Annotated in this window: 17 protein-coding genes; 8 read left to right on the top strand and 9 right to left on the bottom strand. The window is 63.1% G+C overall.

The features are described from left to right. Positions 1-2: 2 nt before the first annotated feature. From hpnD to ABQJ48_RS09220, 4 genes are all read right to left on the bottom strand, one after another. On the bottom strand, positions 3-851 hold the full coding sequence (hpnD, locus tag ABQJ48_RS09235; RefSeq protein ID WP_367837515.1) for a presqualene diphosphate synthase HpnD: 849 nt from the start codon (positions 849-851) through the stop codon (positions 3-5). A 336-nt stretch (positions 852-1,187) separates the two neighbouring features. Further along, positions 1,188-2,126, bottom strand: a complete 939-nt coding sequence (locus ABQJ48_RS09230; RefSeq protein WP_367837514.1) for a sensor domain-containing diguanylate cyclase — start codon at positions 2,124-2,126, stop codon at positions 1,188-1,190. Further along, positions 2,123-2,746 carry a chemotaxis protein CheC gene (locus ABQJ48_RS09225; RefSeq protein WP_367837513.1) on the bottom strand — a complete coding sequence of 208 codons (624 nt, stop codon included), beginning with the start codon at positions 2,744-2,746 and terminating at the stop codon, positions 2,123-2,125. The genes ABQJ48_RS09230 and ABQJ48_RS09225 overlap by 4 nt, the downstream gene beginning before the upstream one ends. Beyond that, complete coding sequence (locus ABQJ48_RS09220; protein ID WP_367837512.1) at positions 2,739-3,107, bottom strand: response regulator; 369 nt, start codon at positions 3,105-3,107, stop codon at positions 2,739-2,741. Before ABQJ48_RS09220 ends, ABQJ48_RS09225 begins: the two co-directional genes overlap by 8 nt. A 690-nt stretch (positions 3,108-3,797) precedes the next feature. Here ABQJ48_RS09220 and ABQJ48_RS09215 point away from each other — a divergent pair. Both ABQJ48_RS09215 and ABQJ48_RS09210 read left to right on the top strand, forming a co-directional pair. Next, a complete protein-coding gene (locus tag ABQJ48_RS09215; RefSeq protein ID WP_367837510.1) occupies positions 3,798-6,107 on the top strand; it encodes a hybrid sensor histidine kinase/response regulator in 2,310 nt (769 codons plus the stop codon). Between the two features lie 269 nt (positions 6,108-6,376). Next, positions 6,377-7,426, top strand: coding sequence for a hypothetical protein (locus ABQJ48_RS09210; protein WP_367837508.1), 1,050 nt, complete (start codon positions 6,377-6,379; stop codon positions 7,424-7,426). A 98-nt stretch (positions 7,427-7,524) separates the two neighbouring features. On the opposite strand, the gene ABQJ48_RS09205 is transcribed toward ABQJ48_RS09210, so the two are convergent. Continuing rightward, entirely contained in the window at positions 7,525-8,079 is a 555-nt protein-coding gene (locus ABQJ48_RS09205) for an NADPH-dependent FMN reductase (RefSeq protein WP_367837507.1), read from the bottom strand. Between the two features lie 377 nt (positions 8,080-8,456). On the opposite strand from ABQJ48_RS09205, the gene ABQJ48_RS09200 reads away from it, so the two are divergent. The 3 genes from ABQJ48_RS09200 (at position 8,457) to ABQJ48_RS09190 (ending at position 9,893) form a co-directional block, all read left to right on the top strand. Next, entirely contained in the window at positions 8,457-8,669 is a 213-nt protein-coding gene (locus tag ABQJ48_RS09200; RefSeq protein WP_367837506.1) for a hypothetical protein, read from the top strand. Between the two features lie 425 nt (positions 8,670-9,094). Further along, on the top strand, positions 9,095-9,703 hold the full coding sequence (locus ABQJ48_RS09195) for an RNA polymerase factor sigma-70 (RefSeq protein WP_367837504.1): 609 nt from the start codon (positions 9,095-9,097) through the stop codon (positions 9,701-9,703). Beyond that, positions 9,690-9,893: a zf-HC2 domain-containing protein gene (locus tag ABQJ48_RS09190; protein ID WP_367837503.1), complete on the top strand. Its 204-nt coding sequence runs from the start codon at positions 9,690-9,692 to the stop codon at positions 9,891-9,893. Before ABQJ48_RS09195 ends, ABQJ48_RS09190 begins: the two co-directional genes overlap by 14 nt. A 95-nt stretch (positions 9,894-9,988) precedes the next feature. Here the strand turns inward: ABQJ48_RS09190 and ABQJ48_RS09185 are convergent, their stop codons facing one another. Continuing rightward, on the bottom strand, positions 9,989-10,279 hold the full coding sequence (locus tag ABQJ48_RS09185; RefSeq protein WP_367837502.1) for a DUF1272 domain-containing protein: 291 nt from the start codon (positions 10,277-10,279) through the stop codon (positions 9,989-9,991). Positions 10,280-10,785: 506 nt separating this feature from the next. Here ABQJ48_RS09185 and ABQJ48_RS09180 point away from each other — a divergent pair. Next, positions 10,786-11,769 carry a sulfonate ABC transporter substrate-binding protein gene (locus ABQJ48_RS09180; RefSeq protein WP_367837500.1) on the top strand — a complete coding sequence of 328 codons (984 nt, stop codon included), beginning with the start codon at positions 10,786-10,788 and terminating at the stop codon, positions 11,767-11,769. Positions 11,770-11,822: 53 nt separating this feature from the next. On the opposite strand, the gene arsC is transcribed toward ABQJ48_RS09180, so the two are convergent. Next, the gene (gene arsC / locus ABQJ48_RS09175; protein ID WP_367837499.1) at positions 11,823-12,182 is read right to left on the bottom strand and encodes an arsenate reductase (glutaredoxin); all 360 of its coding nucleotides are present in this window, start codon (positions 12,180-12,182) and stop codon (positions 11,823-11,825) included. Between the two features lie 699 nt (positions 12,183-12,881). Then, a complete protein-coding gene (locus ABQJ48_RS09170) occupies positions 12,882-13,076 on the bottom strand; it encodes a hypothetical protein (protein WP_367837498.1) in 195 nt (64 codons plus the stop codon). Between the two features lie 448 nt (positions 13,077-13,524). Between ABQJ48_RS09170 and parA the strand changes: the two genes are divergently transcribed. Continuing rightward, positions 13,525-14,187, top strand: a complete 663-nt coding sequence (gene parA, locus ABQJ48_RS09165) for a ParA family partition ATPase (protein WP_367837497.1) — start codon at positions 13,525-13,527, stop codon at positions 14,185-14,187. A 25-nt stretch (positions 14,188-14,212) separates the two neighbouring features. Beyond that, positions 14,213-15,268 (top strand): ParB/RepB/Spo0J family partition protein, encoded by a 1,056-nt coding sequence (locus ABQJ48_RS09160; protein ID WP_367837495.1) that lies wholly within the window; start codon positions 14,213-14,215, stop codon positions 15,266-15,268. A 91-nt stretch (positions 15,269-15,359) separates the two neighbouring features. Here the strand turns inward: ABQJ48_RS09160 and ABQJ48_RS09155 are convergent, their stop codons facing one another. After that, positions 15,360-16,709 carry a replication initiation protein gene (locus tag ABQJ48_RS09155; RefSeq protein WP_367837494.1) on the bottom strand — a complete coding sequence of 450 codons (1,350 nt, stop codon included), beginning with the start codon at positions 16,707-16,709 and terminating at the stop codon, positions 15,360-15,362. Positions 16,710-17,690 lie beyond the last annotated feature (981 nt).

Genomic DNA, 17,690 nt, shown 5'->3' with positions numbered 1-17,690 from the left:
GTTCAGAAGAGCGCGTAACGCGCGACGATCCACAGGATGCGCAGCTTCGGCTTGCTGACCTTCGTGCGCGGAATGTCGAAGCCGCGCTCCAGCGTACGCTCCAACAGCAGCCGATAGACTCCTGACATGATGCGCGGCGCCCGCACCTGGCTGCGCGGCTCGCGGTCCATGATCGCGTCGGACGCGGCGAAGTGCTGCCGCGCGCGCTCGGCAAGCGTCGCGCAAACGCGCGGCAGCGACGGATCGTCGGCGATCTGCGCGGGGTTCATTACCGCGATGCCTTCGCGCGCGAGCAGTTCGTAGGGCAGGTAGCAGCGGTTGATGCCGGCGTCTTCATCGATGTCGCGCAGGATGTTGGTCAGTTGCAGCGCGCGACCCAGGTGGTGCGCGAGCAGCCGGCCGGGCTCCTCACCCATCCCGAATATCCTCACCGATAGACGGCCCGCCGCGCTGGCGACCCGATCGCAATAGAGATCGAGCGTGGCTTCGTCCGGCCCGCAAATGTCGGCGGCGGCGTCCATCGCCATGCCGTCGATCATCGCGTGAAAGTCTTCGCGCTGGAGCGCAAACGTGTGGATGTGCCGCGTTAGCGCGCGCAACGAAGCGCGCGGCGCGCCGGCATAACACGCGTCGATGTCGGCGCGCCAGCGTTCGAGCGCGGCGGCGCGTTCTGCGCGCGGCATGTTGCTGTCGGCGATGTCGTCGACTGCGCGGCAAAAGGCGTAGACCTGATACATCGCATCGCGCTGCGCAGCCGGCAGGATGCGCATGGCGAGATAGAACGAGCTGCCGGACGTAGCGGCAGCGGCGTCGATTTCTGTATCGTCCACGACAAGATTGGAAACAGCCAAGACGATCTCCGCTGGAGGCGCCCGCTGAAAGGCGTTCAAAGAGGTTTTATGCCTACTCGCAGGGCAGCTGGCCCGCGCGCGCGTAGCCGCGCGAAGCACCCGGCCCGCATCCCGGAAGCCCGGATGCCGGAGGCCCGGATGCCGGAAACGGCGAAAAGTATAGCAACGTTTGCAAGCCGCCGCAGTGTCGGGGGTGAATTGGGGCAGGAAGGCAAAGGTGGCGGTTTTGCGAAACGGCTGGCGATACCGCTGTGTCGCGCGATGGGCGAAGGCTGCGGGCTGTGGCCCGGCCGCGCGGCCGCCGCTCGCGCGCTGCCGGTCCCACGTGGCGCCCCGTCAGCTAAACGAGACCGAGCGGTTGCGCCCTTGGCGCTTTGCACTGTAAAGCGCCGCATCCGCTTCATTGATCAGTACGTCGTACGCCGGCACCCCCGCGCGCGCTGACGCTCCGCCGACGCTCGCCGTCACCGGCACGCTCGTGCCCTGCACTTCGACCGGCGTATCGGCAATCACGCTGCGGATCTTCTCCGCGACGCGCATCGCGTCGGCAAGCGGCGTACACGGCAGCAGCAACGCGAACTCCTCGCCGCCGAACCGTCCGAAGGTGTCCTGCACCCGCACCACCTCGGCGACGCGCTGCGCCATTACCCGCAGCACCGTGTCGCCGACGCCGTGGCCGAACTGGTCGTTGATCTTCTTGAAGTGATCGAGATCGAACAGCAGCATCGACATGTCGCCGCCATAACGCTGCCAGCGTGTGAATTCATCGCGTAGACGCGCTTCGAAGAAGCGGCGGTTGGCGATGCCCGTCAGACCGTCGCGGTCCGCATATTCCTGCAGCTTGGCGACCGCCTCCTCGCGCTCGCGCTGCACGATGCTCACGTGCGTCACATCGCAGATGGTGACGCACACGGCGACCACTTCGCGATCGCGCGTGAGCGGCATGAACGTGACGTCCTGCTGCATGAAATCGACGCCGCCGGTGATAGGCCTGTCATGGTCGAACCTGAACAGATACGGCCGCTGCTCCCATGAACTGAACGCGAAACTGCCGAGCTGAAACACGCTTTCGAGCTTGCGCGACAGCCACACGCGCGGCAGCTCCGGAAAATGCGTGAAGAGCGACTTGCCGACCACCTGTTCCGACGACAGCCCGCTGTGATCCTGCATGAAGCGGTTCCACATGAGTACGTTCGATTCGCGGTCGAGCACGAAAATGCCGAAACCGACGCGCTCGACCACCAGATCGCTCAGCGACTCCATGGGGACCTTCATAGACTCGACAGCAGCGCGTCGAGCGCCGCGCTCATGTGGCGGATCGACTCCTCGGCCATCAGCATCACGAGGTGCGCGCGGAACGTCTGATCCTCCAGCGCGAAATTCACTTCCACCAGCAGCGCGACTTCCCATTGCAGGACGCCGGGCTGGAACGCGTCGTCGAGCGTGATCGCTTCGCCGAGCAAGCCCGGCGCGGAAAACACCGGCGTGCGGCCCAGCTGGTCGAGAATCGACGACACGCATGCGCCGGTCAGCACATTGGCGACGTCGAACATCAGTTCCCTCTGGCTCACCGCCTCGTAGCTCGAGCGCGCATAGGGATCGCTGACGAGCGAGCACAGCTGCGCGATGCAGTCGCTGCGGCAGATCACCAGCGCCTCGCCTTTGATGTCGGAGCGAAAGCCCTGGCGCACCGCGCTCACGGTGTCCTCGATCCCGGTCATCTCGCGCAGCGCCTGGGCTGCCTCGCTGACCGCCACCAGCCTCACGCGCGGCACCGACAATTCGATGAACGAATCGAGCAGCCGCGCAAGCCGCGTCGCGGCCTGGCCCATCGCCAGATTGGCGACCTCTTGCAGCGCGTCGCGCTGGTCTTCGGTGAGGATTGGCTCAGACATACAACCCGAACTCCTTGAGGATGGGCAGTACCGCCTCGGGTGTGACGGGCTTGGCGATGAACGCGGCGGCGCCCAGCGCCCGCACGCGCGCCTGGGCCATCGGCTGGACATCGGCAGAAACGACGATGACGAACGTGTTCAGATCCTCATGCTGCAATGCTTCCAGTACCTGATAGCCGGTCATGTCGGGCATCGTCAGGTCGAGGAACATCACCGACGCCTTGCCTTCGCGATACAGAGCAAGCGCTTCACGCCCATTCGATGCGTACGACACCTCTACCTCCCAGTCCGGCGGCAACGCCCGGGTCAGCACCTTGCGGGCGAGCAGCGAATCATCGGCGATCACAACGGGCAAAGACATGGGCGGCTCGAAAAAGCGGAATGGTCTGTTACGCATTAACGGCGCGCCGGGACGATTTCTTTAGCGTGAGCGCGGTCGACTCGCGGCAAAGCGCGCTGCGTGGTGCCGGGACGCCGGTTGCTGCTTGCGACCGGGGAGCGGGCGCGGTGGGTCGCCTTCGACGGACCGCATGGGCCTGCAGGAATACGGGCGTGCACTGCGGAGGACGGCGGTGACCGGCATGTTCGAACCTACCCCGTAGATCGATCGACGCGGCTTCGGGGGTCGGGCTGGCCTCCTGCCGCGCGTGGCTCCGCGTGGCTCGGCGCACGCGTGTGACGCATGCTCGAGGCGCCCTCGCGGCGAATTCGTCCGGACATGGCGGACGGATCGTTATCGTCGACGGATTCTCGAAGCAAAACGGTGCAAAGGCAACTCGCCAAATCGAGTTTCGTTGCAGGCATTTTCCGGTCCAACGCGATTTATAAAAATGTTTTAGTGGATCGGAAAGCCTTTCTTTTATATTTATGCTTTTGAATACGTTTGCGCTTCGGGATTCGTCGCTGTTTAAACAACAGACGAATATGCGTGCCAGCGCTAGAGTATTCGTCGGGCCCGCTTACCCGCCGCCCTGGGTATGCTTCGGGTGCGCAACTCCTGGACGCAGCCGGCGCCGGCCTCCCGGTTCCAACCCTCCTGGCATTATCGAAAATGACACCCGACCGCCACGACCCGCCTCGCGGGAGCCGCTTGCTCCGCGGATCCCGCCGTGCGGGCCGCCCGACTGCCCCCGCGGCCGAGGCGTCGTTTCCCATCGTGCCCGAGCACAATTTCCATGTGCGGCGCATCACGCTGATCGCGCTGCTGGTCGCGGCGATCGTGCTGCCGTGCGTGTATGTCGCGGCAATGGCGCTCACCGATCTGCGCTCGCGCGAGGCCGATGCCACCGACATGACGCTGCGCACCGTGCGGGTCGCGGAAGAGCACGCGCTCAAGGTGTTCGACATGAACGTCACGCTCGACTCGCGCATCATCGATCTGACCGAGGGTCTGGACGACGACGGCATCCGCGCGCGCGAAGCGCAGATTCACGACAAGCTGCGCACGATGGGCGGCGGCTACCCACAGGTCGCCGCCGTGTCGATCTTCGGGCGCAACGGGGACTTGCTCGTCAGCAGCCGTTACTATCCGTCGCCGATCTATTCGATCGGCCAACGCGACGACTTCGCCGGCATTCGCGGCGGCAAGGGTCTGGAACAGGTATCGAAGGTGATGACCGGGCACGTGGCCGGCGAACAGGTGTTCAACATGGGGCTGGAGCGGCGCGCGGCCGACGGCTCTTTCGCGGGGATGGTGTCGGTCGCGCTGCGGCCGAGCTACTTCGACGCGTTCTACCGTGAACTGCTCGGCGGCAGCGACAGCACGCCGATGACCATGAGCCTCGTGCGCACCGACGGTGCGATTCTCGCGCACTACCCGCGCAGTCCGCGCGAGCCGGGCGCGATGGCGCCGGGCTCGCCGTTTGCCGAAGCGCTGGCGCAGGGCCGGCGATCCGGGGTCGTGCGGATGCGCTCGAATGTCGACAACGACAAGATGATCGTCGCGTTCAGGCATGTCGGTTCCTATCCGGTGTATGTGCTGTGCGGCTATCGCACGTCGGCGATCTGGGCCGCGTGGTACCGGCACCTAAGCGTGCTGATGCTGTCGATGTTCGCGCCGTCCATCGCACTCTGGTGCGTGATCTGGCTGTCGCTGCGGCGCCTGGGCGCTGAAGAGCAGGCGTGGGAGCGCTGGCAGGCCGAGGCGTCGATGCGCCGCTCGATCGAATCGGCGTATCGCCAGTCGCGCAAGATGGAGGCGCTCGGCACACTGGTCGGCAGCGTCGCGCACGACTTCAACAACTTGCTCATGATTCTCTCGTCGAACGTGCAGATCGCACGGCGGCTGGGCGCGGCCGGGCTCGACCGCGAACTGTCGGCGATGGAGCGCGCGCTGAAGAGCGGCCAGTCGCTGACCCGGCAATTGCTCGGGGTCGCGCGCAAACAGCCGTTGCGGACCGAGACGCTGTCGCTCGAACGCTGGCTGCCGGCCTGCCGTGAATTGCTGCGCGCGTCGCTCGGCGCCAAAGTGTCGCTGGTGATCGACCCCGGCGTCGGCACCTGGCCGATGTGCGTCGACGTTGCCGAGTTCGAACTGGCGCTGATCAACGTCGCCGTGAATGCGCGCGACGCGATGCCCAACGGCGGGCGCTTCACGTTGCGTGCGAGCAATATCACCTTCCGTCGCGAGGATGGCTTTCCGCTGACCGGCGACTACGTGCAACTGTCACTCGAGGATACCGGTGCGGGCATGGCGCCGGAGGTGCTGGCGCGCGCCTTCGAACCGCTTTTCACGACCAAGCCGAAAGGCATGGGCACCGGCCTCGGCTTGCCGCAGGTTTTCGCATTCGGCGAAAGCTCGGGCGGGCTCGCAGCGATCGACAGCGCGGTCGGCGCGGGCACTTCGGTGCGCCTTTACCTGCCGCGCGCCGCCGCCGCGCCCGAGGCGCCCGCACCGGCCGAAGCGAGCGCCGACGAAAGCGCCGCGGCGGCGGGGCTGCGCATCCTGCTGGTCGAGGACAACGCGGACGTCGCCGCCGGCACCGAAGCGCTGCTGCAGATGATGGGTCACCAGGTCACGTGCGTGTTCAACGCCGACACGGCGCTGCATCTGTTCGACGATGCCCAGGCGCGCCGGGCGCGCACCGGCGAGCCGCTGCCGTTCGATCTGGTGCTGTCGGACATCCACATGCCGGGCACGATGAACGGCATCGATCTGGCCGAGACGATACTGGCCTTCGACGTGAAGCTGCCGGTGATTCTCGTGACCGGATACGCGGAAGAACTCGACCGGGCGCGGCGGGGCGATGTGAGGGTGCTGCCGAAACCCTTCGATATCGGCTTGCTGGAAAAGCTGCTCGAATCGATCCAGCGCGAGATGGCGCAAACGGGCAGCGATCCCGCGACGCAGCCTGCGCAGTAGGGGCGGGGCCGGTGCGCTGGGGCGGTGCCCGCGTCGGCACGCTCACCGCAGGCCCGTGTCATTTACCTTCATTTGTAAAAGCGCAGCGGCTTCGCGATGCGTTTTGTGCGCGGGCTGGCACCTCCGGCTCTGCCCAAGCTCGCGGGCCGGGGCGCACCGCGCGCCGCCGCGCTGCCCGCGTGCGGCATGATTGTTGCGGCACCTATCCGATGAGGAGAGCGGCGCGTTTGCGCGTCGCCCGTTCCGCCGAAAAACGTCGGGAGACAGCCATGCAACATACCGTGATTGGTTTATTCGACACCTATACGCAAGCGGAAGGCGCCCGCGATACGCTCGTCCAGATCGGCCTCGCACGCGACACCATCGAGTTGCAGGCGAATCCCGAGCCATCGGTCGGCTCCGCCACTGGGGAAGTCGCGAACGCCGGTGTGCTCGCGAATATCGAGCGCTTCTTGTCGAACCTGTTCGCCAGCGGCTCGCGCCAGCAGGACACCGCGCGCTACGCCGAAGCCGTACGGCGCGGCGCGGTGCTGGTGTGCGTCCACGCGACGAGCGAAGCCCACGCCGAACTCGCCCGCGATACGCTGACAAGGCTGGGCGCAACCGACATTGGCGAACGCCTGCCCGACTGGGACACGCCAACGGCGGGCAGCCGTGACCACTCGGTCCTCGACGAACTGGGCATCGGCGCAATGACCCCGGGAACGCCGCGGACCTCGAGCGCGACGACTGCCATGCCCGGCACGTCGACCCGCAGCGAAACTGCCGCCGGCACGAGCCCAACAGCCGCGCGGCCGGCCGGAACAGGCGATCCGCTGTATCCGGTGCCTCCGGCGACCATGCTCGCGGAGCCGTTCGTGCCGCCGCCCGTCAATGTGCCGCCGGCCGTCGGTCCGGCAAGCGAGCCGGCGAGCGCTCCTCTGACCGGCGACGCGGATCGCAGCGCGATCGCCGCTGGCTCGGTGCCGGGCTCAGGCGCGGTGATGCCGCCTTCGGAAGGGGTCTCGGAAGCGGGACAGCCAACCGCCGCTCCGGGCGGCCAGATGCCCAACGAATATCTGGAATACGAAGAAGACTTTCGCTCGCATTATGACCAGCAGTACGCAGCCGAAAGCCCGCGCTATGAAGACTACGTACCGGCATATCGGTACGGCGCGGAAATCGGCAACGACGCGCGGTTTCGCGATCGTCGCTGGGAGGACATCGAGCCGGAAGCCCGGCGTCATTGGGAAACCACGTCGCCGGACAGCACCTGGGAGCGTTTCAAGCTGGCGGTGCGTCACGGCTGGGAACGGGTGACGGGTCATCACCACGTATAAAGAGATTCGCGCGGCGGCGCTGAGCGCAGCGGGCGCTGCCGCTTGCGTCGCGCGCGGCAAGCCGCTCCGCGCGCCATGCAGGTCTCAAGGGAGTTCGGTCACGCAGTCGTGTGCTGCTTGACCCAGGCGACATAGCGGTCGACAAAAGTCTGCAGGAACTTGCGCGTACCGTCGTTGACGATCTCGCCTTTTTCGTTGATGACCGCCGGGTCGTGCTTGATGAACACTTCGGGCTGCCCGAGGGTCGGGACATCGAGATAGGCGAGCACATTGCGCAGATGCTGTTGCGCGAGCGCCGATCCGGTCGCGCCGACCGACGTGCCGATCACGGCACCGGGCTTATCGCGCCATGAGTTCGTGCCCCACGGACGCGAACCCCAGTCGAGCGCGTTCTTCAGCACGCCGGGGATCGAGCGGTTGTATTCGGGGGTGACGAACAACAGCCCGTCGGCCGCCTCGATGCGCTCTTTCAACTGCTTGCCGGCCTCGGGATAGTCGGCATCGTATTCCTGGCTATAGAGCGGCAACGAGCCGATGTCGATGAATTCGAACGTGAAGTCGGACGGTGCCAGCGAGGTCACCGCTTGAGCCAATTGTCGGTTGAACGACTCCCGGCGCAGGCTGCCGACGACGACTGCAATGTGATAGGCCATGGTTCGCTCCCTTGATAAAAGGCGCTGGAGGCGCGAGGGTACGACTGCACATGATAGGCAAAAAGCGGTGCGAGCGGGCGACCGGGGCAAGTGCCACTGTCCGGGCACACCGCAAGCGTCGCATTGCAATGCGTGGTGGATAACCTCACGGACGGCGCAGTTATCCACAGATAATCTGCATAACCTTGTGGATAACTGCGACTTTTGCCTTGCCAATCAAGCATGCTTTCGGTCAAAGAGGTTTTGGGGCAAACGTGTGCAACGGGGCTTCCGACCGCGGACGGACCGCAGCGGCGGACACGGAGCTAACAGAGGCGTTGCTATGTGCGCCAACGCACATTGAACTTCGCCTGGCCGGTTTTTAGGAGGAACTAGCCATGAATTCCAATTACGCAGGGAAATCCCACGACGAAGCGGTGGCTGCTCGCAAGAAGGAAAAGCCGCGCGCCCAGGATCAAGCGGGCGGCGAGATGGCCGTCGACGGCACGCAAGCCGACCAGGCGCACAGCAGCGGTGAGCTGTCCGAGCGCGGCAAGGAAGCGTGGCGCAAAGGCAGCGGGATGGACGGGGGCGGCAAGACCGAGCCGTGAGCTTCGGTGCGGACTCGAGTCCGCACATTGTCTAGCCCAGGTCGAATGCAAACGGGCGCCGAATTCGGCGCTTTTTGCCTCCAGAAACTTGTTCGACGGCGAACGTTCGTCGTCGGCGCGACCGTCTGTCGGCTCGACGTCGAGCGGTTCATCGGCGTCCGACATGTGGCCTATGAGGCCGGCTCGTTGCCCTAAGCTGGGGCCGCCGGGTGGGACCGCTTTATCATGCGTCCGCCAGCGCCACCAACGTTATCCGGTTATCGGTCTGTCGACGGCGCATGTTCAACATCGGTTCGCTTATTCACGAACGTGAGAGACAATGCCGCACGCAGGCGCACCCCGCGCCTCTACAACCCCACGTTCATGGACCACCACGTTTCAAGAGACCACGCGCGTCAACCGGGGCTGCCTCGACGGAGCATCTCATGGCGCAGGTAGGCGCCGCCGCGCTGGACGATCCCGTTTATTTGACGCAATTGCGGCAGCAGCTGGTGCGCTTCGCCCGCTTGCAGTTGCGCGACCCCGCGGCTGCCGAAGATGCCGTGCAGGAGGCACTGGCCGCCGCGTGGACGAACGCCGACCGCTTCGGTGCGCAGTCCGAACATAAGACCTGGGTGTTCGGCATCCTGCGGCATAAGCTCGTCGATACCTTGCGAGCCCGGCAACGCACGATCAACCTGTCGGCGCTCGAAGCCGAGCTCGACGGCGAAGCGCTGCTGGATCGCGAACTATTCAAGGACAACGGGCACTGGTCGCGCGAAACCAAGCCGCGGCCTTGGCCGACGCCCGAGACCGCATTGCGTCGGCAACAGTTCTGGACCTTCTTCGAGATGTGCCTGGACAATCTGCCCGAGCATATCGGACGAGTTTTCATGATGCGCGAATTCCTCGATCTCGATACCGAGGCGATTTGCGCCGAACTGCAGATCAACGCCAACCACTGCAGCGTGCTGATCTACCGTGCGCGCTTGCGCTTGCGCACTTGTCTTGGTGAAAAGGGCCTGGCTAGCGAGGATGCCAATGGGGAAGTGTAAGCACATCACACGTCTGCTATCTGACGCGCTGGACCGTTCCTTGACCACCGGCGAATGGGTGGCGATCCGGCTGCATCTGCCGACTTGCAGCGGCTGCCGCAATTATCGCAAGCAGATCCGCCTGTTGCGCGTGGCGGCGCATTCCGTGAGCGGGATCGAGACGGTCGATGGCGTGGAGCACGGCGAGTGAAGCCGGCACAGGTCCGTGGGTAAGCGTCGACAACACCGCCGCATGTCAAGCGTGGATCCGCGCGCACGTTGACATTTATGCACGCGGCTTCGGCGTCAACGCTCGGCCGCGGGTGTTTCCCCATAGCGGGCGAAAAATCGCGCGTGTGCCGCTTCGTCGATCGCGACAGTATGGGCGTGGGTGCCCGCGGGATGTTTCTCCAGCTGCGCGCGCGTGCGAATCGGCCGATGCTGGAAATTGCCGCCGCAATTTGGACAAACATTGCGCAGCCTGCCGAGCGCGCAGACTTCGCAGAAGGTGCATTCATAGGTGCAGATCATCGCGTCCGACGCATTGGCTGGCAATGACTTGCCGCATCCTTCGCAGGACGGCCTCAGTTCTAGCATTGCGGTGACTCCGGTTTTGAAAGGGCGCGAGCTGCGGGTGCGCGTCGCTTGCCGGCAAGTGTAACGGGCACGCGTCGCGGGGAAAAGACGCGGGCATCGCGTTGCGTTGACGCGCTGATGGTCGCAGCAAGTCGTCAGCCGATGGGCTTGGCCACATCGGCGTGAGGGCGAGCGGCATGCAAACGGCGCGAGGTTTAGCGCGCGGACGATAACGATGAGCAGTGGCAGTCCAGCCGCAGGCGACAGCGCCAGTCGAGTGCCGCGGGACGGGTCACGGCGTGCGTGTTGCCGTCGCAGTCTCCGTTCGATGCAATGACGCAGCCGCGGCGCTGATTGTCGCGGCCAGTCGGCGTGTGAGACGACGAGGCGTCCGGACGGCGGCCACGGCGCTTTGCCCCGAAGCGTCATTTGCTTATGCGAATTTATCGGTTCGTCCAAGCGTGCGGGCGAATTATCGTCGGCGCCAATCGGTCCGTTTCGCGTCCGTCTTTTCAACGAGTACTTCCATGTCCCCTCCTTCGCCGCTCTCACGCCGCGCGTTCCTTGCGAGCGCTGGCGCATCGCTGGCCGCTGCCGCTTTGCCCGTCATTCCCGGCTTCGCTTTTGCCGCCGACGCGCACGCCAGAGAACTTCGCATCGGTTATCAGAAAGCGGCCAGTACGCTGGTGTTGCTGAAGTTGCACGGTACGCTCGAAAAGCGACTCGCACCGCTGGGCGCTGGCGTCACATGGACCGAGTTTCCGGCCGGCCCGCAATTGCTGGAAGGGCTGAACGTCGGCGCGATCGACTTCGGCTACGTCGGCGAGGCGCCACCGGTGTTCGCGCAGGCAGCCGGCGCGAATTTCGTCTACACCGCCTATGAAATCCCGACGCCGCATGCCGAAGGCATCCTCGTGCATCCCAGTTCATCGATCAAGACATTGGCCGACTTGAAGGGCAAGAAGATCGCGCTGAACAAAGGCGCGGACGTGCATTGGTTTCTGGTGGCCGCGCTGCAGAAAAACGGTGTGAAGTTCGGCGAGATTCAGCCGGTCTATCTGGCACCCGCGGATGCGCGCGCGGCCTTCGAACGCGGCGCCGTCGACGCATGGGCTATCTGGGATCCGTTTCTCGAAGCAGCGAAACGGCAATCGAGCGCGCGCCTGCTCGCGGATGCCGACGGTATCGTCAGTCACCATCAGTTTTTCCTGAGCGCGCGGCCGTTCGCGCAGCAAAACCGCGAGGTGCTTGCAATCGTGATGGACGAAGCCGGCAAACAGGGAGAGTGGGTCCGAGGTCACTACAGCGAGGCAGCTGCTCAGCTCGCGCCAATTCAAGGACTGGACGCGGACGTGATCGAAGCGGGCTTGCGGCACTACGCGCATGTCTACAAGACTGTCGATGCGAACGTACTCGCGCAGCAGCAACGTATCGCGGATGCGTTTAGCGAGCTGCGCCTTATTCCGACGAAGATCGTCACCAAGGAAGCCGCGCTTGCGGCGAAGGTCTAGCCGCGCTGGCGGTGATTTGCTTGCCGGTTGCGCGATTCGCCTCGTTCGGACGCTCAGCAGAACAGCGCGGCAACGTTCTCCGGCGGGCGGCCAATCACGGCCCGTCCGTTTCGCACGACGATCGGTCGTTGCAGCAGGACTGGATGCTTCGCCAATGCTTCGTATAACTGAGCGTCCGTCAGTGTTGGATCGGCGAGTTTCAGTTCAGCATATTCGGCTTCGGTCTCGCGGATCATCGCTCGGACCGGGCCGCCCAATTGAGCGTTCAGTGCTTTGAGTCGTTCGACGGTCAACGGCTGTTTCAGATATTCGATGACTTCAGTCGTTTCATTCGCGCTGTTGTAGGTGCTTTTGATCAGGTCGTAGGTAGCTCGGGATTTCGAGCAGCGCGGGTTGTGGTAGATCGTGATCATGGCTGTGAAGGTGGGCGTTATTTTTCGCTGAGGATTATCCGTGGTGCGGCGATTTTAGCGGGTGATGGACAGATCGGGCGGCGCTTTCAGTGGCAAGCGGATGGTTGATTACAGGGATCAGGAGTGCGTCGGGATGGCGGGTGCGTTGACGAAGGGTTTTCGCTGTGAGGGCATTGAAGGTTGGCGGAGAGGATTGGCTTTCCAATTGCCCTGTGAGTTGTTATGCGGCCGCGTCAAGGAATTAGTTGTCGCTATGGCTTGCTATGGTTCCGATTGCAGCTTCATTTAATGAACGCGGCCGAAAGCGGATTGGCATGGAGAGGTGTGAAGCCGCGGTCCTTTTGCAAGCGACCCGGGTCCTGCTCGCACGATCGCTGGCGGGGAAAAGATCAAGTTAGACGCAGCGGGCCGTTCGTTTGCATCGGTAGCGGCCTAGCCGACTGGTCAGACGATGTCAGCGTAGATATCGTCCACTGCTGAGCGGTGAAATATTCTTCGGGGCGCGCGCACGCCTGGGGCTGTGGCGCCCGCTTCGCGGCTTCGCGCGCGAGGCTTTCTCGCTGCGGACAACGCAGTTGTCCAAGCCAGGAAGGAGGAAATGAGCGGACGCTGCCTGTCCAGTCGGGCGCTTCTGCTTACGGTTTATGCGCATAAACTGCGGCCGCGGACTATTCGCACTCAGTGGACTCCGGCGATCGCTCAAGTGGCCAAGGCCCCAATCGGGCCTTCGCCTTCGCCTTCGCCTTCGCCTTCGCCTTCGCCTTCGCCTTCGCCTTCGCCTTCGCCTTCGCCTTCGCCTTCGCCTTCGCCTTCGCCTTCGCCTTCGCCTTCGCCTTCGCCTTCGCCGTTGCCGTTGCCGTTGCCGTTGCCACGCCAATCGCGGAAGACACCCATGCTTCACGCGCGCTCCCTCACTCCCATTCGGCAGTTGCGACTGACAGAAGCCCCCTCCATCGCGCCGAGTTTATGCGCATAAACTCGGCCGCTCGCCAAGTGACGTGGCGCCCCCTTTCACCGCGCTAGAGTCCTTCATTGACCGAAACGCATCATGAGGCGTCGGCAGTTAAATTGAACGATGCATGCTGAGCCCAGCAAAGCAGCGGACGCAGTCAAAGACTGAACCTTGCTCGCCCCGCCCGCTACGCGTTTTAGCATTGGTTCATGTCCGAGGATCCCCCGCCCCGGGAACCTGCCCTGACAGCCCGGATCCAGCCTGCTGACCACCCTTTATGCGCATAAACCTTATCCGAATGGCTAATTCTTATCTTGTTTTCTACAAAACGATTGAAATACGAGTTCATCCCGGTAAAATCCATTTGCGTCTAAAAAGAGGAGGTGAAATTTGGCAGCTGAAATCATCGCGGTAACACAACAAAAGGGCGGGGTTGGCAAGAGCACCCTGGCGATGCATCTCGGTGCTGCGTTTCACGAGAAAGGCAAACGCGTCCTCGTTGTAGACGCAGACGGGCAAAACACACTGATCCACTGGGCCAGTGCATCGTCAGACGGCGACACCGGCATTCCATTCCCGGTCGTCAATCTCTCCGAAGCGGGCAGCCAAATCCATCGCGAGATCAAAAAGTTCGTCGCTGACTACGACATCATCATCGTCGACTGCCCGCCATCCATTACAGAAAAGGTTTCCGGTGTTGTGTTGCTCGCCGCCAGCGTCGCAGTCATCCCGACATCGTCATCACCGGCGGACTACTGGTCGAGCATCGGGCTGGTCAAGCTGGTACAGCAAGCGCAAGTAATGAACGAGGATCTGCGCGCAGTCTTTCTGCTCAACAAGACGGAAGAGAAACGGATGTTGACGCGCGAACTCAAGCGCGCTTTGGAGGAACTGGGCTTCCCTCTGCTCAAGACGCAGATCCCTACGCGCGAAGCCTACAAGCAGGCAATGGCGTTAGGACAAACGGTGCTTCAGATGAATGACCGCGGCGCAAAACTCGCGGCCATAGAAATACGCGCATGCGCGAACGAAATCGCAGCGTTGCTCCCGTGAAGTTTATGCGCATAAAGGACCCCCAATGAAACCCTCCCAATTCGCCAAAGGCTTTCAAGCACGTCCTGACACGGCGAGCAGCGAAAAGCGAACTGCCCTGGACCGCTTGAATGCCATCGACGGCCTTGTCAAGAACAGCCCCACGAACAGCGAAGCCGCAGGCCGCGCAATGTCGGCTATCGTGCCGGAGCAGCTCCCGCAAGCCGACTCGGCGGAAGCACTCACTGAATCGGCAGCCTATCGTGCGTGGAGAATCCAGCATGGATACCGGCCGAACCAGGTCATAGAACTGCCGTTGAAGAGCATCAAGCCCAGCCCCTTCAATCCCCGGCACTTCTATCTGAAGGCGTCGATTGCGGAGCTCGCCGTCAATCTCGCAAAGCAGGGGCAGCAACAGGCCATTCACGTCATTCCGGACTACGACAATCCCGGCACTTACTTTGTCAGCGATGGTGGCCGGCGCGTGCGAGCGCTGAAAGAGGCGAACAAGGAGTTGGTCAAGGCGATCGTCATCGATCTGCCGGTCGGCATTCAAAGCTACAAACTCGGCTATGACCTGAACGTCCAGCGGGATTCGCAAACGGTATTCGACAACGCAGTAGTCTGGAAACGCTTTCTCGACGATCGCCATTTTCAGAGCCAGAAGGACCTTGCCGAACATCTGGGCCTGGACGAATCGACCGTCGCGGTCGCCCTGTCCGTCGCCAAGTTGCCGGAGGCCATCATGCATGAGATGGTGGCGCGCCCGGACCGCTTCGGCTCGAACATGGCGTATCACGTCGGTCGCTACCACACCGCCCGAGGTGCCGACGCCACGCTGCGCCTGATCAACAAAATCCTCTCCGACGATCTGAGTACGCGGCAAGTCGCGGACATCGTCAAGGGAAGGGCAAGCGCGCAGGAAAGCGTCAAACCGGCGGGCCGGCAGCGCTACGCGCAGCGACTTGAAATCAAGCTCGATGGTGTGCCGGTCGGCGATCTGAAATCGTATGGAGACGATCGGATCGAACTGCGTTTGAAAGGCCTCACGCGCGAGAAGCGCGATGACATCCTGCGGCAGATCGAGAAGATCCTGAAATAACCGGCAACAATGAGAGATGAAAGGGTAGTGCGGCACGCAGGTGCCGCCGGCGCTCGGTCAGGGCGCCGAGCCCGCGCAACGACCCGATCGATCAAGCCGCGCGCGATTGGCTCAGCGTGAAAGCGAGCAGATCTCCGTCGGTCGGCTCGCCCCATGTCTTACGCGCCAGCCAATCGAAGAATGCCGTTCCGACAATCTTCGAATCGAGCCCGCGCCGACGCCAGTCGTCCCGCAGATGTGTGCCGAGCGTCGGCAACTGTTCTTCCTCGAAAGATTGCCGCGCTGCTTCCCGCTCGGACTCACCTTGTTCGTTGTACAGCTCGTAAGCTTGTTTGCGACGATGCGCCGAGTATTCGTCCAGCAGTCGCGCCTTCAGGTCGTCGGCGGGCGCCGCGACGGCGGCCTTGCCGCCACCGCCTGACGGCAAGGCCTCGACGGGCGGCGCGTAGCCTTTCTTCAAGGCATCCTTGAACAGCGCGGGCGCGCTGCGCACAGGCGGCAACGACGTGCTGCGCATGCGTTGCTCGGTCATCTGCAAAGCGGCGCGAATACGATTTTCTTCACTGTCGGCATACAGCGTTTGAGCTTCTTTCAGCGGAATGCCGATCTTGACCATTCGGTCGACCAGCGTGCTGTCGAAAACGTTCGGATGCTCGTCGAGCGCGAGCATGGGTTGCTTGCGCTCAGTCACCCGAAACTGGATTTCCGCAACCCGCCGGCCCTCGCGATGCTCGATCAATTCAACGAAGATATTGGTGACCGCGTTCACTTCGGCGATCGCCGGGCGCAGATAATCGCGTTTGAAATACTTATATTCGCGCTTCGCCTCATCGCCTGCTTCCGTGTCCGGCGTGCCCGACAGAATAGGGCGCCACCATTCCCACGTCTCACGCATCGTCAGATGGCTCGGGTTCGTCAGATAGCGCACGCAAATCTCGTACAACGCCAAGCCGGCGCTGCTGCGCAACTGGCTCTGGAACTGCAGACTCAGGCGCGCATATTGAACCGGATCGAGCAGCTTTTTCTTGATCTTCGGCGCAAAGGAGAATTCCACCCACACACGGCGCGTCGTAGGATCTTCCAGGATTTCCGCGTCGGCGATCAGCGTGGAAATGCCCCACTTACGACCCGGCTTCTGGCTCGACGTGCCGGTGCTCCATTCGACCTGCACGGACACCATGCGCCGCAAATGCTCTTTGACGAGCGCAGTGTCGTTGGAATCGAAAGCGGAATTGGCGACAATGTCGGACAGCAACGCCCGATACGTGTCGCCCGATTCGTCGGCTTGCTGCGCTACGGCCAGCAGCACGTTGAAAAGCTTGCGAGTAAGCAGCGTGATTTTGCCGCTCTTTGGCTGGATGGCGATCGCCTCTACGGCCTTGCGCAATTCGGCCGAGCTCGGGCTGACTACATCGGTCTTCTTCGCGCGCTTCGTGGCCATGCGTCTGGTCAAGGAGGGATTTGGCGAGAGCATACCGGCTGTGGTGATACGCGTCTATAGCGTGCTTCTCACCGTTGCGGGTGAAGCGCTTTTGGCAAGCGCGACTCACCTCCGACAGGTCCCGAAAACCCTCACCTCAGCCGTTTCACACAGCGTCGTGCCATCCTTGCAGGTCGCGGCCTGCGCACATTCCGGCTCTTGGCCGGCGCGCGCGAACGGGATCATTCGATCCCGAACCTTCTCACCGTAAAAAATTTTCGCGACCTTCTGTCCGCATACGGGGCGCCGGATGGGCAGTCGCCAGCAACGATTCGTGAAGTGCCGCCCACCGGCTCATCGGCGGGGGAGGGTAGCAACGCGATATGCACCGCCAGCGGACCGCAAGCTAACTGACGCCGCTGGTTGTCCGAGTTTGCTGCACCATGCTTTTAGTGGTCGCTGATTTGAGGCTCCGTCGAAGTTGAGGCTCCGTCGAAGGTCCCCTGAAAAAGCTCACCTTTGCTGCGCCCGACGACTTGGCATGACGCGGGCTCGCGACGTGTCGTGCCTTTAGTCGAGCGAAAAATCCTCCCGAAAAGCCTCACCATGACCGGCACGAGCGGTCATCACCGCCCTAAACACCACTCCCGAAAAATCTCACCGTTGAATAGCAAGCACGACAATTTTATATGTATTCAATGGGTTAGGCATGGTGTGGCAGCAGCGCCGCATCGTGCGCTCCCGTTTTCTCTCACCTCGAGCGGCTTCCTCGTCGAGCGCCGCGGTTCCGATTGCGCTCCGGACGGTCCCGAAAAGCCTCACCAATAGAACGCTAGTGCTGCCGCGCAGCCGTCCTGGCGACGGCGTCTGTGGGGCTTTTCGGGCCAACCCAAGTCATTTTGATCGCGCATTTCCGCACTTTACGGCCAAAAGGCGTTCCCCTGGATCCCGAAAATCCTCACCTTTGACCAAAACGCGCGCGTGCGCGGGAAGGAGTAGTCG

It is taken from the genome of Paraburkholderia suaedae (genome assembly GCF_040812055.1).
In the GTDB taxonomy this organism is placed as follows: domain Bacteria; phylum Pseudomonadota; class Gammaproteobacteria; order Burkholderiales; family Burkholderiaceae; genus Paraburkholderia.
This window is presented reverse-complemented; position numbering and strand designations above follow the sequence as displayed.